This window comes from Rhizobium sp. BK491, from assembly GCF_014194925.1.
Lineage (GTDB): Bacteria > Pseudomonadota > Alphaproteobacteria > Rhizobiales > Rhizobiaceae > Rhizobium.
Genome location: NZ_JACIAR010000020.1, coordinates 1 through 19,689, shown reverse-complemented (window position 1 = coordinate 19,689; position 19,689 = coordinate 1). Strand labels below are relative to the sequence as shown.

The following is a 19,689-nucleotide window of genomic DNA, read 5'->3' as shown; positions in this document are numbered from 1 at the left end:
CGACCCATGCCGCCACTCATGGATTGGAATCGTGTCGAAGGCAACTGGAAGCAGTTTAAAGGCAAGGTCAAAGAGCAATGGGGTAAGCTTACCGACGACGATCTTGATCAAATCGCCGGAAAGCGGGATCAGCTCGAAGGTAAAATCCAGGAGCGGTACGGACTTGCGACGGACCGCGCCAAATCTGATGTCGACGATTGGTATGGCCACCAGACTTGGTAAGGATGTCGGAGGACCGGCTTGGCATAAGTCGCGGCCATCTAACTATGCGAACGGATCTGCCCCAACCAGCTGTTCGCATTCGAGGTTGATTGCTTAGCCTCACAGCCCTGCCTCGGAACCCCGAGGCAGCTCTATTTGCCGATAGACAACGGCCCATTCACTTCACTACATCGGCTCTTTCTCGGGGACGGACGAGGCCATCACCGCGAAGGCCTTGCTCAGGCGACAATTCGTTCTCATCGAACGCGTGCCGGCGCAAAAGCTTGAAAATCGCTTCGTTTATGTCGCGTCCGGCGAGGAGGCTGGGATCGTCGCACAACACATCGATCGTCCGCCGAGCCACACGTTTTGCGACCATCTCGGACCTGACAAGCTTTCGAGCCCACAGCAATAACGCTTCGCGGAAATTGGGATCATTTGGAATAGATGCGTATTTCCGAAAGGGCATAATGCCGCTTCCTCGGTCTTGCAGGCGGGAGCACGTATAAGCCCTCAGTCGCCACCGCCTACTTATTCGCTTGGCGGCGATACCTCATCTTACGCTTTGAGAAGCCGGAGTCCATCCGTTCCTACGCCAACAAACCGAGCTTTCATGAGCTCTGAGGCCTAAGTCCTTGCTTAGCCGGGACTTTGGTCCGTATCCACGAGCAGCGCTCATGGCATATTAGGCCTAAGGCGCAGGTTAGCGCGCCGCCGCCCTATGTAAATTGGAATGGAAAGACATGAAAAGAATTGTAATCGCAGCATTGGCACTCGCCGCGACCTTGGCTGCATCGCCGGCATTCTCTCAGGTCTACTTTGAATACGGAGTTGGACCGCGCTACGACTATGAGGCTCCGCCACGCTACTATCGCGATCGACCGGCCTACGCAGATGATGGATACTATGACGCTCCGCGCTATAGGTATCATCGCCGGTGCTGGACGGAGAGGCGCTATGGCTACCGCCATCATCATCGGGTCGTCGTGCGTGAAACCGTTTGCGAATAGTCGGTGCGGGAACGTAATTCTCGTTCCACATGTCCATTCCTAGATGCGAATGGCAGTATTCACAAAACTGTCACACAATGATAGATTGAAGCGCGCAGTTTAATGAACTCCAGTTCAAATCCCGCTCGCGCAAATACTGCCACGCAGCCGCCCTGCCTGGCCCCACCCGGCAGGGCAATTTCTTTGAGGTAATCGCAACGTTAGAGCGATCCATTGCTTATCGGAATCGGAGTGGATTCCCAAGTCATCAGAATTGTGATTCATGATGGATGCTGGAATGGAGGCTAGGATCTATGACGCGACCCTATCCTAGCTTCCACATTCCTAAGACCTGGATGTGCATCGTCTTTTCTCCCACGCTTGTTTCAGGCTGGCCGCAAAAGCGAGAGGCTGCGGGCTTCAAGTTTCAAGAGCTTCTTGTCTACCATGCCTCGATCCGGCTCATCTGGATCGGATGTCGACAGTTCCGGCGCCCAGCGTTTGTCACCTGGCAAAGTAAAGTCGACATCTCCATCGCGAGGGTTGAACAGGATCAGAACATCATCCCAGCCCTCTTCGAATGGCTGCTCACGCAATAGGCGCAAACCGATCGCCGTATTCGCTTCATCGTCCCATTGCTCATCCGTCCGCTCACCACCACCCGGATTAAGCCAGGTGACAATCAGACCATCGCGCCAATTTTCTCGTCTGAGAATGGAATGTGCCTGACGCAAGGCGATCAGGCGTTTGACGAAAGTATAAAGCGCTTCGGCGCTGCCATATCGATCGTCCCAATGCAGCCAGCTAAGTTCGTTGTCCTGACAGTAGCCATTGTTGTTGCCCATCTGGCTTCGGCCGGATTCATCACCCGCCAGCAGCATCGGGGTACCATGCGAAAGAAAGAGGGTTGCGAGAAAATTGCGCTTTTGGCGCTCCCGAACGGTATTGATGGCTTCATCGTCCGTCGGACCTTCAGCGCCATAATTGTAGCTACGGTTGTCGTTGTGGCCATCATTGTTATCTTCGCCATTCGCATCATTATGCTTCTCGTTATAGGAGACGAGATCATTGAGCGTGAAGCCATCATGGGCGGCGATGAAATTGACGCTCGCCCATGGGCGGCGGCCGCGAAGATCATAAACATCGCCTGACCCTAAAATGCGGGCGGCAAAATCCCTTGTCATGCCGGGTGTGCCCTTCCAGTAATCCCGTACCGTGTCGCGATATTTGTCATTCCATTCCGCCCAGCCCGGCGGAAATCCCCCCACTTGATAACCGCCGGGGCCGATGTCCCACGGCTCGCCGACAAGCTTGACTTTAGCAAGCACCGGATCCTGGCCGACTGCATCGAAGAAGCCGCTCCGTTGGTCGAACCCCTGGGGTTCACGGCCAAGAATGGTGCCGAGATCGAAACGAAAGCCATCGACATGCATTTCTTCGACCCAGTAACGTAGCGAGTCCGTCACCATTTGCAGCACGCGCGGATGCGACGTGTTGATCGTGTTACCGGTGCCGGTGTCGTTGATATAGTAACGGGGCTGATCCGGCAGGGTCCGGTAATAGGAGAAATTGTCGATGCCTTTGAATGAAAGGGTCGGACCGAGTTCATTGCCCTCCGCGGTGTGATTGTAGACGACATCGAGGATGACCTCGATACCGGCATCGTGAAAGGCACGCACCATGTCGCGAACGCCTTCGAGGCCTTTCGGCCCGTAATAACGCGTCGCCGGCGCGAAGAAGGCAAGGCTGTTGTAGCCCCAATAGTTGCGCAGACCCTTGTCGAGCAGGTGACTGTCATCGGGAAAGAAATGGATGGGAAGGAGCTCGATCGAGGTAATGCCGAGGCTCTTGATGTAATCGACGACTGCTGCGTGCCCAAAGCCGTCAAACGTGCCACGCAACGGCTCCGGAATTGCCGGATGCAGCATCGTCATTCCCTTGACATGCGCCTCATAGAAAATGGTGTCAGGCCATGCGACAGTCGGCCTTTTATCGGGCGCTTCATTTTTCAGGTCGACGACACGGCATTTGGGCATCTGTCCGGCGCTATCGGTCTCGTCGAAGGAAAGATCCTTTTGCTCGTCGTCCAGAACATAGGCGAACTGGGCTTGCGACCATTCTATATTGCCTACAAGCTCGCGCGCGTAGGGATCGACAAGCAATTTGTTCGCATTGAAACGATGGCCTTTTAACGGGTCGAACTGGCCATGCACGCGATAGCCATATAAGGCGCCCGGCTTCAATCCAGGAACATAGCCATGCCAGATCTCATGGGTATATTCCGGCAGAGCGATCCGCTCGATCTCCTGCTTTCCGCTTTCGTCGAAAAGACAGAGCTCCACCTTTTCCGCATAGGCACTGAAAAGTGCAAAATTGACACCCTCTCCATCATAATTTGCTCCCAGGCGCGTGTAATCGCCCGGCTCGATCGCATGCCTACCGCCGCTTTGCGTCATGGAAGCCTCGTGATTGTTGCTGCGCAGCATAAACACCAATCGAAGCGCTTTGTTCCGGCCTTGCGGTTGGAGTACGCATGAACCGATGCCGTGATCGTCACCTATCTCCAACGAAAAGGGCGACGGGATGATCGGCAAACAGCTGCGCTGCGAGAAGGTTGTCGGCTGAGACCGGCCGATCCGTGAGGAGATCATAGAGCGGCCCCTTGAACTCTCGCGGCATCACGACGGCGGTGTCTTGCCAGAAATCCGATGAAGGCATGCGGACCAGACGCGGCACGATGGTAACCGCTATTTCCCGCTCGTGAACGCGCGCGAAGGCCACGAGATTGGACGCTCGTGGCCCGCTGGTTTCCAGGGGCACATATTTGCCCTCAAGAAAAAGAAGGGGGTGCTGATTGCGATAACTCAGCACCTTGCAGAGGATGTGCCGTTTCAAGGACGCGGCATCCGACGCGAGAGAGTGGGCTACTCGCGTGTCGGCCCACAGATGGTCGACCGGTCTTCGATTGTCCGGATCGACCAGGCTGAAATCCAGACTCTCGGTACCCTGATAGATATCGGGAATGCCTGGAGCCGTGAGCTTGATCAGCAACTGCGACAGGCTGTTGCGAAAGCCAAACTCCATGAAAGGGCGCAGGATCCGGTCAAAGTCGCGGATGAACTCCCGATTGTCCTCCGAAAACAAGGCGGCAGCAAAGGCCTGAACCGCACGCTCGTAGGTAGGATTTTCATTCATCCAATCCGTCCGGAGCTTGGCTTCTCGGATCGCTTTCAAGACATAGGCGCAAAACCGCTCCTGCAGCGCGTTCCGATCGGCGACTTCCATCTCCTGCGGCCAGACGCCGGCCAGTGCCTGGTAAAGCATCCATTCGACATTGGGCTCAGGCGCAAGTCCATCTGCGAGGCTGGAGCGGAAAGGAGAACTCATGCTGCGCCACCGCTCGGCACCGGCGATCCACGCATCAGGATCCTGCGTCAGGCTGTAGAGGCGGGCGCGGGCGTCTTCTCCCCGCTTGGTATCATGCGTCGATGTCGCGGAAAGGCCGCGAGGTTGCCGCCGAAATCGATCGGTCATGAATTGATGAAAGCCCGCTACCGAGCCCGGCGGCACATGGGGCTCGCCTCCGACCTCGTTCAACCCGATGAGGCGGTTATACCGATAAAACAGCGTGTCCTCGACCGCCTTTGCCATGATCGGACCGCTGAGCTGCTGGAATCTGGCTCGAAACTCCAGAGCTTGGGCTGCAGAAACCTCCCCTTTCAAAAGACGGCCGAGCGCATTGAGGACATCAATGGCCGGTAATCGGCTTCGTGCGTTCTCGCAGGCACTCTCGATGACCGCCGCGTCGTTAGACGATGCAGCGCCCCGATAGCCGTAGGTACGATAAACCGGGAAGGCAACCAGCAGCTCGCGAAGTGCCAACGATATTTCTCCCGCGTCGAAATCGGGAAAAATCAAACATGCCAGCCTCGTCAGGCGCCTCATCTCGCCGGCAAAATTGCGCTCGACCATCAATAGCTTCGCCTTGCGCAAACCTGCGGCAAAGTCGGCATCTTCCGCGCTGACGGACCTGTAAGCGGCGTCCAGCTTGCGTAATCCCTCCTCGTTCACAAAGAGATCGGCCATGGCGACAATGAACTCGTAGCCGGTCGTTCCTGATACCGGCCAATCCGCCGGCAGCGTTTCGCCACCGGCAAGGATTTTTTCGACTACGATGAAAATGTCCGGGCCGATGGCCTGCCGCAAATGCTCTAGATAGCTCTTCGGATCGGCCAGTCCGTCGATATGGTCGACGCGCAATCCTTGGACCTGTCCGGCGCGAACCAATTCGATGATCAGCCGATGCGTGTCGTTGAAGACGCGTGCGTCCTCCACTCGCATCCCGACCAGACCTGCCACCTCGAAGAAGCGCCGATAGCTCAGGTTTTCGGCGGCGTCTTTCCAATAGAGCAATTGCCAGTGCTGTTCCGCGAGAAGTTCTCTCATCGCGGCCGCATCGTTCGAAAATGCGCGCAACCGCTCCGCATCCGTTCCTATGTCCGCCGTCAGCCGCTCGGCACTTTCGATCGAGAGTGGAAGCAGATCGTCGAAATAGACCAAATAGATGCTCCCATCCGTAGGCTCATAGCGAAGATGAAAGTCCGCCGCGGCCAGACTTTCCTCGAACGAACGCCCCAGAAGCGGCAAAGTGAGCTTGCGGCGCCAGTCGATATCGAAATGGCTGGCATAGGCACTGCCCGGTCCACGCTGCAACACGTCACGCCACCACGGGTTTTCGACGGAGGCGGCCATATGGTTGGGCACGATATCGAGGATCAGGCCCAGCTTCGCATGTTGCAAGGCCGTGCAGAAAGCATCGAAACCCGCGCGGCCGCCAAGCACCGGGTCGATCTCGTTCGCATCCGTGACATCATATCCATGCGTCGATCCCTTCTTGGCTGCAAAGATCGGCGAGGCATAGACATGGCTGATGCCGAGATCCTTCAGATAGGGAACCAACTCCGTTGCCCTGTCGAAGGTGACATCTCCGCGAAATTGCAGGCGATAGGTAGAGGTTAAGACAGTCATAGCTTCCTCGCTGCGTCGGGCCGCCTTAACGAACGGGACTGAAAGAGATCTGTTCCCACCTCAGGAACCGTTCTCAGCAAGATGCGTTGGAATGCAGGAAAATTTCAGCGTCATCGACGGACGGGATGTCATGCAGCACAACTTCGCATTTGGACCGCAACTCAACGAGAATGCCGTCCTGTTCCGCCTGTGGGCGCCCTTGGCGGAGCGCGTGCTCATCCGCATCGAGCAGCGTGGGGAATGGACCATGCAACGGAGGCAGGACGGGTGGCATGTCGTCGAAGTCAAGGATGCGCGGATCGGCGATCGCTATAAGTTCGTGCTGGGCGACGGGTTTGCCGTGCCGGATCCTGCCTCGCGCTTTCAACCCGAAGACGTCCACGGCCCGAGCGAGCTAATCGATCCATTGTTCGAATGGCAAACGCAGGGATGGAAGGGACGCCGCTGGGAAGAAATCGTCATCTACGAACTGCATGTCGGCGCCTTCACCGAAGCTGGCACGTTTCTAGCGGCCATGGAAAAGCTCGACCATTTGCAGCGCCTTGGAATAACGGCCATTCAACTCATGCCGCTTTCGGATTTTCGCGGTCGATATGGGTGGGGTTACGACGGTGTTTTACCCTATGCGCCGGATAGCAGCTATGGTCGCCCCGAACATCTCAAAATGCTCGTCGATGCAGCCCACGAGCGCGGCATCTGCGTCTTTCTCGATGTGGTCTATAACCATTTCGGGCCGGATGGGAACTATCTGCCACGCTACGCGCCGATCTTTGGCGACCGGCACGAAAGCGTCTGGGGCAAGGGGCTGAATTACGATGGCAACGGCAGCCGTTTCGTCCGCGATTTCGTCATCGAAAACGCAATCTATTGGCTGAACGAGTTTCGGATGGATGGTTTGCGGCTCGATGCCGTTCACGCGATGAAGGACGATAGCGATCCGCATATCCTTCTCGAACTTGCCGAGCGCGTCAGGAGTGCATTTCCCCAACGCCAAATCCATCTGATCGTCGAGAACGAGGATAATGACTCGGCTCTCCTCGTTCGCGCCGAAGATGGCAAGCCGCGCAATTTTACGGCACAGTGGAATGATGACATCCACCACGCTCTTCATGTGGCGGCCACGGGCGAGACCTTCGGCTACTATCAAGATTATGCCGATTGGGGACCACCTTTGAGCCGCGCGCTTGCCGAAGGCTTCGCGTTTCAAGGAGAGCGCATGGAGTATCGAGGCCGGCCAAGGGGATCGCCGAGCGCTGGCTTGCCGCCATCGGCCTTTATCTCCTTCATCCAGAACCATGACCAGGTCGGCAATCGGGCAAGCGGCGATCGCATGATTTCCTCCCACCCGATCGAGGCGATAAAGGCCATTGCAGCCATCTATCTTCTCTCGCCGCAGATCCCCATGCTGTTCATGGGTGAGGAATGGGGCGCTGCCGATCCCTTTCCCTTCTTTTGCGACTTCGATGAGGAGCTCAACGCCAAGGTAAGACTTGGCCGCAAGGAAGAACTGAAGCGCCTGCCCGGCTTCGAAGCAGAGGATGCCTCCGACCCGACGGCCGAAGCCACCTTCCGCAGCGTCAAATTGCGCTGGGACAAAATGAATGAGAATCCGACAATTGGCGACTATTACGAGCAGTTGTTAAGGCTGAGACATCAGGTGATCGTGCCGCTCCTTGGCGACGCGCGTAGTTGTGTGACAACCTACGATCCAGACGCCTCGCCCCTTCGAGTGCGCTGGCAAATGGGGTCCGCAAGCCTTCATCTGACAGCCAATCTGTCGAACACGCCTGTTGTTTTGAAAAGCCCCATTGAGGGGCAGGTATTTTTTTCGTCGCACGGCATGGCAAACAACGCGATCGGATCGTGGAGCATTGTTTGGAGCCTGTCATAAGCCACATTGTGAAGCTAAATGACGAGCTTGCGCCGCTCTTCGAAAGACTTCCAACCCCGCCAGGCTTAACCTTGTAGGCGCTGCGCCTTTTCCAAGGCATCGATAATCACTTTGTCGGTAAATGGCTTGTCGATTACTCCGACTGCTCCTTCGAGGCCGTATCCAACCCGCTCTGGGCTGCCGGTCACAAAGATCACTTTTATCCTGAACCGATCCGTCAATCGGCGAGCGAGCCCCGCTCCGCTATGGCCATCGGCCAAGCCGAGATCCACGAAAGCCACCTGTGCCTTGGACGCATAGGCGAGCGCCTGCTCTGCCGTCATGAAGGAGCCAACGACTTCATGACCGGCTTCGGTAGCGATACGTTCCAATTCGAGTGCCACCAAGGGCTCATCCTCGACAATCATAATCTTCATCACAACCTCCTCTGCAATAAGAGATAGATCGAATTGAAAGAAAGACGATGTTCGCTATCGGACAGTTCTGTCGAATGCGCAGCCACGATAGTATCGTCTACTTCCAAGACGGCAGGCCTTCAGGATCACTGACCTTCCGTCATCGCTTCTCCATCCTCAAAGAGAAACATCGCTGTTGAAAGGGGGGCAAGATCGAGGAGAAGAGACTGGCGGCGCCCATGCGCAGGAAGATCGTCGGTAAGACGATCGCCAGAGCCGATACCCGCTCCGCCATAAACGAAATCATCGGTATCGAGTATCCGCCGCCAGAGGCCGGAAAAAGGGACGCCTACCCTATATCCGCCTCGGAAAATCGGAGTGAAATTCGAGATGACCAGAATGGCCAACCGTCGCCCCGCATCGAAGCGCAGCATTCCGAAAACCGACTGTTCGGCATCATCGGCAACCGCCCATTCAAAGCCGTCGGGCACCGTATCTCCATGCTGTAGGCAGGGAAAATGCCTGTAGATCCGGTTGAGATCGCGCACCAGCCGTTGCAGGCCGGCATGAGACGGTTCATCCAAGAGATCCCATTCCACGGAACTGTCGTGGCTCCATTCCGACCACTGACCGATCTCATCGCCCATAAAGAGAAGCTTTTTACCCGGGTGCCCCCACATGAAGCCGAAAAGAGCGCGGAGATTGGCCATCTTCTGCGAGGGATTGCCGGGCATCTTGGCGAGCATGGAACCCTTTCCATGCACGACTTCGTCATGCGAAAACGGCAGGATGAAGCGCTCGCTATAGGCATAGATCATGCCGAAGGTCATCGAGCCATGATGATACTTTCGATAGACCGGATCGTCGGACATGTAATGGAGCGTGTCATGCATCCATCCCATGTTCCACTTCATGTCGAAGCCGAGCCCACCTTCCGCAGCGGGTTTTGTGATGCTTGGAAAAGCGGTCGATTCCTCGGCGATCATCAGCGCATGCGGAAAGCGGTCGTGAACGATGCTGTTCAGATGCTTGAAGAATTCGATGGCTTCCAGATTTTCGCGCCCGCCGTAGCGGTTCGGGATCCACTCTCCTTCCGGCCGGCTATAGTCGCGATAGAGCATGGAGGCAACGGCATCGACGCGCAGTCCGTCCACATGATAGCGGTCAAGCCATTCGAGCGCGCTCGCAATCAGGAAGCCTTTGACCTCGTTGCGGCCAAGATTATAGATCAGCGTGTTCCAGTCGCGATGGAAACCCTCCCGCGGATCCTCATGCTCATAAAGCGCAGTGCCGTCAAAACGCGCCAATCCCCACACATCCGTTGGGAAATGCGCCGGCACCCAATCCAGGATGACACCGAGCCCCCCCTGGTGGCAGCGGTCGACGAAATATGCGAAATCTTCGGGCGTGCCGTGGCGCCCGGTCGGCGCAAACAGTCCGAGTGGCTGATAGCCCCACGATCCTCCAAAAGGATGCTCCATGATCGGCAGCAGTTCGATATGGGTGAATCCCATTTCGCTGACATAGGGAATGAGCCGCTGCGAGAGTTCGATCCAATCCAGCGCGCGGCCACCATCTTCCCTGTCGCGCAGCCAGGAGCCGGCATGAACCTCGTAAATCGAAAGCGCCTTGGCGAAATGATCGGCGTTTCGGCAATTGTCCATCCAGGTATGATCGTTCCAGCGGAAAGGTTCGGACGACGCCACCACCGACGCCGTCGATGGCGCCGGCTCCGCTGCCCGGGCGACCGGATCGGCCTTCTGCGGAAGCAGGTTGCCGACCCGGTCGACAATCTCGAACTTATAGCGTTCGCCGACCGTGATATGCGGAAGGAATATCTCCCAGACACCCGCCTGTGGCCGGAGCCTCATCGGATGGCGGCGTCCGTCCCAGGCGTTGAAGTCGCCGACCACGGACACCCTGCTTGCATTCGGCGCCCACACCGCAAAGCGCACGCCCGTGACATCGTCAATCGTCATGGGATTGGCGCCGAGAGCCTTGCTCAGGTTGTAATGTGTCCCTTGCGAGATCAGGTGGAGATCAAGATCGCCGAGCAACGGCGCAAAGCTGTAGGGATCGGCCGTCACCTGAACTGCATCGGGCCATTGAATTCTCAGATAATAGGCGTTGCGTTCGGCAAGTGTGGCGCCGAACAGGCCGGCGGGATGGATAAGATCGGCCGACGCCAGAACGCGATCACTGTCTCGATCGAGGATTTCGACGCGCAAAGCCCCCGGCAGATAGGCTCTGACGCTGTAGCGGCCGTCCACACCTTGGTGCATGCCGAGAATGGAAAAGGGATCCCCATGCCGCCCCTCCACCAAGGCCTGCATGGAACCCGCATCCATTCCGCTGCGAATGTCGGCAACATCGCTCATGAGCGGCTCTCCGAAAGGCGAGCTATGATGGCGGCAAGTCCGTTTAGCGGGATCGGAAGCCACTTCGGACGGTTTCGTGCCTCGTAGGCGATCTCATAGGCCGCCTTTTCCAGAAGAAAGATATCGATGATCCGCCGAACTTCCGCAGACTCCTTGGGCAAATCAGGCGAAGCCGCCAGTGCCTCGATATAGGACGTTAGAAAAATGCGTTCCGCATTTTCCGCGAAGCGCCGGATCACCTCGCGGCGGCGGGCATCGTGATGATCAGAAATGGCATCGTTTTCGAGCATGGCGGTAGCTGAGAGATAGTCGAGCGACCGCAGCAGGCCGGCAGCGTCGCGCAACGGGCTCGTCTTGGCGCGGCGTTCGGCAAGATTGCGCGCCGGCTCGCCCTCGAAATCGATGATGACGGCATCGCCTTCCGTGACCAGGATCTGGCCGAGATGGAAATCGCCATGCGCGCGCGTCAACAACGTGCCTTTCGCTTCGCCCGCCACCGCGCTGGCAAGCGCGATGATCCTGTCGCGTTCGGCAAGCAGCAAGGACATGCGCTCCGCGATCTCAGGCTCGACATTATCTTTAAGGTCGGTCAGCTTGGAAAAGGCATAGGTAATTTCGCCTGTTACGGTTTCGCGAATGGCGGCGACATCGCGTGCATCCGCGCGACGTGGCGCGAAGGCTTCGTTGTCGGTCGGCTGAGCCAGCAAGACGTGCAGTTCTCCGAGGCGTTCGCCGACCATGGAAATAAAATGCAGAAGCGGACGCAGCTGTTCGTCGGCCGCCTCGATTGGAGATTCGGTGATAACGATCTCGTCAGCAGCGCGGCGCAGGTTCGACAGCATCCAATTCCAAGCATCGCCCTGATTGCGGATCGCTCCTTGCACGATGATCAGCGTCGAACGGCGACCTTCGCCGTCGGTTCGGGCGACCTCGCCCAGGAGAGGGGCGGTATGCTCATAACCATGCTCCGTCAAATAGCGCGTCATCTCGACTTCCGGATGAACTCCGACGAAGACATGACGGATTAGCTTGATCATCGCCAAGTCTCCGACGAGCAAGGAGCTGTTGGATTGTTCAGCCGAAAGCCAGCGGATCGGCATATCCTCGGTCAACGCCAAGCAATCGAGCCGATCGGTGCCGATGAATTCGATCATGCCGGTGCGCCCGCTGACCGTCGAGCGATCGCACAGGCCTCGAAGGATGCCGCGCGCCATCATCTCTACGGCAAATCCGTCAGTCAGGAATCCAACCCGCCTGCCCTGGCGGATGCGGGCGAGGGAAAGCTGCTGGGCGAGCACGTTGGGCGCTGTATCATCCCACTCGGCTGCAAGCGGCAATTGATAGCTCTCCATATGATCCGACAGCACAACCTCGATCTCGCCGAGGACGATACCGTCGGCAAAGGGTATCGGTGTAGCGGAAACGAGTCTCGCTTCCTGCAGGACCTGGTCCTTGGCGCCGAACCAGCGGCGCTTCGAAAGGTAGGCCGGCAGGATATCCCTACTCAGCACCGCAGTATGATGCGGTAGTTCGGCAAGCTCCGTCAGGCTACGCCTGATAACGATGGTCAACAGATCGACAAGTTGTTCCGGCGGAGCCGTGCGCCAGGTTGGTCCGTCGGCCTCGACATTGAGCTGGAACCAGAAGAAACCATAGGGAGGCAACGTGAGCAGGTAAGTGAGCTGCCCGATCGGCGGGAACGGCGACATGCCGGTCAACTCCACAGGAACCCGCCCTTCGAACTGCTGCAGATCGAGTTCTACCGCCTGGGGAACGCGCGACAGGTTTGCAACGCATAAGATGACTTCTTCATCATATTCCCGCAAATAGGCGAGAATCCGCCGGTTGGCCGGTGTGAGAAAACGCAATGAACCTCGGCCGAAGGCACTATGGCGACCGCGCAACGCCAGCATTCGTCGTGTCCAATTCAACAGCGAATGGGCATCCGACACCTGTGCCTCGACGTTCAACGCCTCATAGCCGTAGAGGGGATCGGCAACCGATGGCAATACGAGGCGCGCCGGATCTACGCGCGAAAAGCCGCCATTGCGATCGGGGGACCATTGCATCGGGGTGCGTACCCCATCCCGGTCGCCGAGATAAATATTGTCTCCCATGCCGATCTCGTCGCCGTAATAGACAATCGGTGTTCCGGGCATGGACAGCAGCAACGCATTCATGAGCTCGATACGGCGGCGGTCGCGTTCCATCAATGGTGCCAACCTGCGGCGGATGCCAAGGTTGATGCGGGCGCGCTTATCGGAGGCATAGGTCTCCCACAGATAATCGCGTTCAGCGTCGGTGACCATTTCCAGCGTCAATTCGTCGTGATTTCTGAGGAAGATCGCCCATTGGCAGATGTCGGGGATATCAGGCGTTTGACGTATAATGTCAGTGATCGGGAAGCGGTCCTCCTTAGCAATCGCCATGTACATGCGCGGCATCAGCGGAAAATGGAACGCCATATGGCATTCGTCGCCGTCGCCGAAATATTCGCGCGTGTCCTCTGGCCACTGGTTTGCCTCGGCAAGGAGCAGCACGCCTGAATGTGTCGCATCAAGCGCCGCACGGATCTGTTTGAGGATCAGATGGGTTTCCGGCAGATTTTCATTGTTGGTGCCCTCGCGCTCGACAAGATAGGGGATCGCATCGAGCCGGAAGCCATCGATCCCTGTCTCAAGCCAGAAGCGCATGACATCGATAATCTCCTTCATCACCAGCGGATTATCGAAATTGAGATCTGGCTGGTGCGAATAGAAGCGATGCCAGTAATAAGCGCCCGCCACGGGATCGAATGTCCAGTTCGATTTTTCCGTATCGAGAAAAATGATGCGGGTCTCGGGAAATTTCAGATCGGTATCCGACCAGACGTAGAAGTCTCGCTCAGGTCTGCCGGCAGGCGATTGCCGCGCGCGCTGGAACCAGGGATGCTGGTCCGACGTGTGATTGATGACAAGCTCGATAATGACGCGGATATTGCGTTCATGCGCCGCCGCCACGAACTTCCGGAAATCCTCAAGCGTCCCGTAGTCGGGGCTGACGTTACGATAGTCGGCGATGTCATAGCCGTCATCGCGCCGGGGTGAGGGAAAAAACGGCAGGAGCCAAATGGCATTCACGCCAAGCGCAGCTATATAATCGAGCTTCTGGTAAAGGCCTTCGAAGTCGCCGATGCCATCGCCATTGGCATCGTAAAAGGACTTAATGTGGAGCTGATAGATGATCGCATCCTTATACCATAGCGGATCGTCGGCCAGTTTATCGCTCTCGGCCATGTGAACAGTGTCCATCTCAGACCTCCCCTGCCCTGACGCGCCAGATGGCAAAAGGCAAATAAGCCGGATCGAGGCGGATCATCTGCCACTTCCCCGTACGACTGAATCTTTGGCCACTGACGAGATCCTCGAAAGCCAGTGTTCCTTCGTCTGCCAGGCCGAACCGCCAGAGCGGAAATTCGATATTGCTTTCCTCTGTCGCGTGCGGATTGAGCGTCACGGCGACAAACAGAACATTGTGGCGTCCGACGCTTGCCTTCTCGAAAAACAGGACGTTGGGGTTCGATGAGGGCAGAAAGGTCAGGCCGAGATGTGAATGCAGGGCTGAATTATTCTTGCGAACGCGGTTGAGCATCGAGATTTCCGCCTTGATGTTGCCCGGTCGATCGTAATCCCAGGCGCGGATCTCGTATTTTTCACTATCGGCATATTCCTTGCGCTTGGCATCCGGCCGCCCCTCGCAAAGTTCGAAGCCGTTATAAACGCCCCAAAGGCCGGATAGCGTGGCAGCCAGTGCGGCCCGGATCAAATATGCAGAGCGCGGCGCGTTCTGCAGGAAGTCCGGATTGATGTCATGGGTGTTGACGAAGAAATGCGGACGAAAGAATTCGGTGACCTCACCTTGAGTAAGCTCGGTCAGATATTCCTCCAGCTCCGCCCTTGTGTTGCGCCATGTAAAGTAGGTGTAGGACTGGGAAAAGCCGACCTTTGCCAGCCGGTACATCACCTTCGGCCTTGTGAAGGCTTCCGAAAGAAACACGACCTTCGGATGACGCGCGCGGATATCGCCGATCAGCCACTCCCAGAAGGGAAAAGGCTTGGTATGGGGATTGTCGACGCGGAAGATTTCTACGCCTTCCTCGATCCACATTTCGACGATGTCGCGCAGTTCGGCCCAAAGTGCGGGGACTGCCTCCGGTGCGTAGAAATCGACATTGACGATATCTTCGTACTTCTTCGGTGGATTTTCTGCATAGCGGATCGTGCCGTCCGGGCGCCAATCGAACCAGCCCGGATGTTCCTTTAGCCACGGGTGGTCGGGAGAGGCTTGAATCGCCAGGTCAAGCGCAATCTCCAATCCGAACCGCTTTGCTTCCGAAATCAGATGCTCGAAGTCATCGAATTGTCCAAGGAGGGGGTGGATTGCCTCATGGCCACCGGCTTCCGAACCAATCGCGTAGGGACTGCCCGGATCAGTTGGAGCGGCGATGAGAGAATTGTTGCGGCCCTTGCGGTTGGTGTGGCCGATCGGGTGGATCGGCGGGAAGTAGAGCACGTCGAAGCCCATATCCCGGATGGCCGGCAAGCGGGCGATGACATCCTCGAACGTGCCGTGGCGATTGGGGTCACCGCTCTGTGAACGGGGAAAGATCTGGTACCAGCTCGCAAAGGCCGCCTCAAGGCGTTCGGCTTCCACACCATAGGTCCGCGAGTGCGAGGCAAAGGGACGGCGGTCGGCGAGCGCCATGAGTTCGTTTGTGCGTGTGGCAAGCAGCAATTCAAGCTTGCCCGGCCCGTCGCGCCTTTCGAGCTCGGCAAGCAGCGTCGCAAACTCCGCCCTATCCTCATCCCTCATCGGTATGCCGCCATCAGCCGCGGCATCGCGGATCAACTCTTCGCCTTCGATCAATTCCAGCCGCAGATCGAGCCGCGCCTCGCTCTTCTTGAGAAGCTCGTAGCGGAAGATGGCGAAGGGATTTTTCCAGGCTTCGACCATGAAATCGAAGCGCCCGACGCGATCGAGAGGGAAGGACCCCTGCCATCGATCGTTTTCGGAAAGGACCATTTTGGTTTGACGCCAATCCAGTTCATCGCGGCTGCGGTAAAGGAGAGCGGTCGACAGTAGATCATGACCGTCGGCAAAGATGTCCGCCTCGACGACCACGGTATCGCCGACGATGCGCTTGACTGCAAAACGTCCATCGTCGACCTGCGGCGTAACATGCTCGATGGCGATGCGCGGAGAGGCCGTCGCCTCCGTGAGAGACAGCTGCCCTTCGTCAGCCGTGACGAGAGGGCGGGCCTCGGTTGTGACAACACGCACCTCGCCCGGAGCGATCCTGCGGCTGTTAGGCACCACCTCGATAGGCAGGAAAGGCGAAGCCAAGCGATGCATGATGTCGTCAGGCAGTTCCGCGGCACGGCGCAGATCTCTGTTGACAGCGAGAAGTCGCGCCTGCGTTGCACCCCGGAATGCGGGCCGATCAGCCTGGGCGATCACCGTCACTTGGCTCGTTGTTTCACATCGAAGAAGCATCCATTGAGTGGGCGCGTGTGAAGCAGAATTCAGGTCGCGTATATCAGCCGAGATATCGTAGGCTCCCTCAGCTTTTAGCACACGCAGACCCTGTCCATGACCATATGTCGGATCGAGTGGCAGGGTGGCGCCGAATTCGAAACCCATTGGCACCAGCAATCCTTCGCCGAGTTCGACCGCAAGATGGAGGGCGCGGCGTGATTTTCGCTCGCGGATTTCCCTACTTTCGAAACCATGTGCCAAGCGCCTTCCAAACGGCACCTCTGGAAAGGCGATCTGTGGTCCGAAAGGAAGCTGCAGGCGATATTCCTCAAGGAACCAGCTTTCGCGCAGATCCCACCAGGCAAGCGAGGAAAAGGCGCCATCGAAGCCGCAGTCCTGTAATGCTGAGCGCAGAGCGAAATCGGTTCCTGGCGTGTACGCAAAAAACCTGGTGCCCGGTCGGGCCGTTTTCGCGCTGGTCATCAAATGTCGCCAGCCATCGGCAGGCACGCCGGCAAGCCCAAGGACCCGATAACCGGCGATCCCACAGGACGCAAACTCTGTCAGCCGCGCTTCCCACTCGTCGATTACCGCGGCCGGCGATAGTGCCGCAGGCTTAGTTGAAGAAAGGGGCGACCTCCGTGGGTCGAGCGGGGTAAAGTCGGCTGTAGTCCCCGCATTATGCGCGGTAACCACAAGGTCCAGCATGAGTTCAATCCCCGATGCTCGCGCCTCCTGCGCCAGCATGGAAAGAGCCTCTTTTGCATCTCCTTCCAGCTCGAGCGCCGGATCCAGATGCTCGTAATTGTCCGTAGAAAAAAGACCAGCGCCTGCCTTTTTGCGAAAGGGCGGAGCCGAGAGCACGATGTCGAAGCCCAGCGCACTCGCGTGATCAAATACCTCGCTCCATCGATCTCGCCCCCCCAGCAGCAATGGATTCACATAGTAGATCCGCGGATGGTTGAATGCAGCGTCTGACTGAACGGCGAGTGGCATCAGGTAATTCTCCACGCGTCACGCGGCAGTGAATTGTTGTTTCGACAATCACGGAGCCTAACCTGCAGGCAGCTTAGTTGTTCCAATGCGAGCAACTTGCACTTGATTGACTGGCTTGCCCTTCGAGATCGCAAAAGAGCAGCGCCGTGAACAACTCCGGCAAAATATCGCCGTCTCGATGGAGGTACTCATAGATGACGGATGGGAGCCCGAGTGCATAGCAGAGGCTCTGATTGAACCGGGAGGCGATTAGCATGATCGGCGGCACCACAATCCACGCTCGGTCCCGGCGGATCCGCTGATGGTCGCCAGCGCGTCGAATAGCAGTGGGTGTGCAGTGATCACTTCCGCGTTGCCGAACACGGCCCGGCTTATGCTTCTGCCTTTTTCTTGATCTACGATCTGCTGCATTGGCCATCGTCTCAGCGACAAATGCCTAGCCCATCGACCAATCCTGGAACAAAATCTCTTAAGCGCGGTTGCAATCCTGTAAGTTCATCCTTGGAGGATTTCAAAATGGGTCGAGGTATTCTGCTCTGGCTTCTCGGCATTCCGCTGCCGATCGTAATTCTTCTCGTTCTCTTCACGCGGTAGGAGGGTCCCATGTCCTCTATCGAAGACGCTCCCGCTGGAGCCGCTCCTATCGAATCCTCTAAACCCGCGATCGTCTGGGGGCCAATCATCGGCGGCGCCCTTGCGGCGACCGGCACTGCCCTTATTCTTCTGCTGCTCGGGTCAGGTGTCGGCCTGACGATGGTATCTCCGTGGTCCGGCCAAAGCAGCTCGGCGGCTACCATTGGCATCACCGCCGCCATCTGGCTGGTGGTCGTTCAATGGCTGTCGTCGGCCATCGGCGGCTATCTGACCGGCCGGCTGCGCACCAAATGGGTCGAAGTCCACTCTGATGAGGTCTTTTTTCGCGACACTACGCATGGCTTTCTGAGTTGGGCGCTGGCGACCGTATTCGTAGCGGGATTTCTCGCCTCTTCCTTGACCGCTCTGACAGGGACAACGATCAATGCTACAGCGCAGGTGGCGCAGGCAGCCACGAGTACCGCCGCCTCTTCGGGCTTGGCAGGCAATCAGGACTCCACAGCCTATTTCACCGATGCGCTGCTCAGGCCCACAAGGACCGCGGACCGCGTGCAGCCTGACGATCGAGCGGCGGCGGCAAGGGAGATCACTGCCATTCTCTTGCAAGGCGCAGCTACGGGACAGATTTCGGACGCAGACAAGTCGTATGTTGCGACCGTCGTTTCCGCGCGTACCGGTCTTTCCGAACCTGATGCCCGCAGCCGCGTCGATTTGGTTCTCGAGCAGATCGACGACGCAAAGACTGCAGCGAAAGAGGCGGCTGACAAAGCCAGAAAGACGGCGGCGACAACCGCTCTGATAGGCTCGCTGTCGCTGGTGGTCGGCGCATTTATCGCTTCCGCAGCCGCAGCCCTCGGTGGTCGTCAGCGGGATGACGAGGAAGACTTTGTGGTTGGAGCAACTCGGACGCATCGATGATCGATGCGTCCAGCGCCTGTCGAGACGAAGAGCTCGCCTTTCATCCAACAGAGCCCTTTCACGCATGAAAGACATATCAAGGCGTGAGCGTCCGAGGCGGCGGCGCTCATGTACCTAATCCCCTATCGAAACGTCATCTGGCAGGAGTCGGTGGCTTTACATCCGAAAGCGTTCGAGGCCAGGCGTGATATTCGCTTTCACGTGGGAGAATAGGAGATGCGAGCAACCCTGCCGAGCCTGTGCGCCGCTTTCATGGCAAGCATGTATTTTCGCAGTTATTTCGGAATCGTCGGCCCCCAGCTTTCTCAAGAGCTCAAGCTCGATCCAGCAGAGTTCGGCGATCTTGCCTCGGCCTTTTTTGCGTCTTTCTCTCTCCTGCAGATCCCCGTCGGGCTGGCATTCGACCGTTGGGGCGTTCGCTGGCCAATGTGCTTGATGATGACCGCGGGAGCGGCCGGCTCAGCGATGGTTGCAAGTTCAATGACTTTCTGGTGGTCGGTGCTCGGTCAGGGTCTGATCGGTGTCGGATGTGCGCCGATCTTTATGGGAGTGCTCTATTTCCTCGGCGTGTCTGAGCCGTCGGAACGCGCTGGGCGCCTTGCCACGATCGTGAGTTCCATAGGGTCGGTAGGAGCGCTTCTTTCAGCATCGTCTTTGTCGTGGTTCACTGAACGGTTCGGATGGAGGTCGGCTTGACGAACAGCTCGAGAGTGCTTCGTCCGGCAAGATGGTGCGCCGTATCGTGGCAAGAACATCAGCAATCTAGCACGATTATTACCAATCAA

The 19,689-nt window shown here is 57.5% G+C and carries 12 protein-coding genes; 5 read left to right on the top strand and 7 right to left on the bottom strand.

Features of this window, described 5'->3' with window-relative positions; translation table 11 throughout:
* Window positions 1-18: 18 nt before the first annotated feature.
* Window positions 19-222: a CsbD family protein gene (locus FHX05_RS29145; protein WP_112339664.1), complete on the top strand. Its 204-nt coding sequence runs from the start codon at window positions 19-21 to the stop codon at window positions 220-222.
* 157 nt (window positions 223-379) lie between these two features.
* Here FHX05_RS29145 and FHX05_RS29140 read toward each other — a convergent pair whose 3' ends face one another.
* The gene (locus FHX05_RS29140) at window positions 380-670 is read right to left on the bottom strand and encodes a hypothetical protein (RefSeq protein WP_183876312.1); all 291 of its coding nucleotides are present in this window, start codon (window positions 668-670) and stop codon (window positions 380-382) included.
* 274 nt (window positions 671-944) lie between these two features.
* Here FHX05_RS29140 and FHX05_RS29135 point away from each other — a divergent pair, with 274 nt between their 5' ends.
* Window positions 945-1,211 carry a hypothetical protein gene (locus FHX05_RS29135; RefSeq protein ID WP_183716258.1) on the top strand — a complete coding sequence of 89 codons (267 nt, stop codon included), beginning with the start codon at window positions 945-947 and terminating at the stop codon, window positions 1,209-1,211.
* A 365-nt stretch (window positions 1,212-1,576) separates the two neighbouring features.
* Here the strand turns inward: FHX05_RS29135 and glgX are convergent, their stop codons facing one another.
* Window positions 1,577-3,646 carry a glycogen debranching protein GlgX gene (gene glgX / locus FHX05_RS29130; RefSeq protein ID WP_183876310.1) on the bottom strand — a complete coding sequence of 690 codons (2,070 nt, stop codon included), beginning with the start codon at window positions 3,644-3,646 and terminating at the stop codon, window positions 1,577-1,579.
* A gap of 97 nt (window positions 3,647-3,743) precedes the next feature.
* Entirely contained in the window at window positions 3,744-6,218 is a 2,475-nt protein-coding gene (gene treY, locus FHX05_RS29125; RefSeq protein ID WP_183876308.1) for a malto-oligosyltrehalose synthase, read from the bottom strand.
* Window positions 6,219-6,348: 130 nt separating this feature from the next.
* On the opposite strand from treY, the gene treZ reads away from it, so the two are divergent.
* Window positions 6,349-8,109: a malto-oligosyltrehalose trehalohydrolase gene (treZ, locus tag FHX05_RS29120; RefSeq protein WP_183876323.1), complete on the top strand. Its 1,761-nt coding sequence runs from the start codon at window positions 6,349-6,351 to the stop codon at window positions 8,107-8,109.
* A gap of 65 nt (window positions 8,110-8,174) precedes the next feature.
* Here the strand turns inward: treZ and FHX05_RS29115 are convergent, their stop codons facing one another.
* The 4 genes from FHX05_RS29115 to FHX05_RS29100 all read right to left on the bottom strand — a co-directional run bounded on the left by FHX05_RS29115 (window position 8,175) and on the right by FHX05_RS29100 (window position 17,392).
* A complete protein-coding gene (locus FHX05_RS29115) occupies window positions 8,175-8,525 on the bottom strand; it encodes a response regulator (RefSeq protein ID WP_183876306.1) in 351 nt (116 codons plus the stop codon).
* 125 nt (window positions 8,526-8,650) lie between these two features.
* The gene (gene glgB / locus FHX05_RS29110) at window positions 8,651-10,882 is read right to left on the bottom strand and encodes a 1,4-alpha-glucan branching protein GlgB (protein ID WP_183876304.1); all 2,232 of its coding nucleotides are present in this window, start codon (window positions 10,880-10,882) and stop codon (window positions 8,651-8,653) included.
* Entirely contained in the window at window positions 10,879-14,172 is a 3,294-nt protein-coding gene (gene treS / locus FHX05_RS29105; protein WP_183876302.1) for a maltose alpha-D-glucosyltransferase, read from the bottom strand. Before treS ends, glgB begins: the two co-directional genes overlap by 4 nt.
* A gap of 1 nt (window position 14,173) precedes the next feature.
* The gene (locus tag FHX05_RS29100) at window positions 14,174-17,392 is read right to left on the bottom strand and encodes an alpha-1,4-glucan--maltose-1-phosphate maltosyltransferase (protein ID WP_183876300.1); all 3,219 of its coding nucleotides are present in this window, start codon (window positions 17,390-17,392) and stop codon (window positions 14,174-14,176) included.
* Between the two features lie 603 nt (window positions 17,393-17,995).
* Between FHX05_RS29100 and FHX05_RS29095 the strand changes: the two genes are divergently transcribed.
* The gene (locus FHX05_RS29095; RefSeq protein ID WP_183876298.1) at window positions 17,996-18,904 is read left to right on the top strand and encodes a hypothetical protein; all 909 of its coding nucleotides are present in this window, start codon (window positions 17,996-17,998) and stop codon (window positions 18,902-18,904) included.
* A 216-nt stretch (window positions 18,905-19,120) separates the two neighbouring features.
* Complete coding sequence (locus tag FHX05_RS29090) at window positions 19,121-19,600, top strand: MFS transporter (protein WP_183876296.1); 480 nt, start codon at window positions 19,121-19,123, stop codon at window positions 19,598-19,600.
* Window positions 19,601-19,689 lie beyond the last annotated feature (89 nt).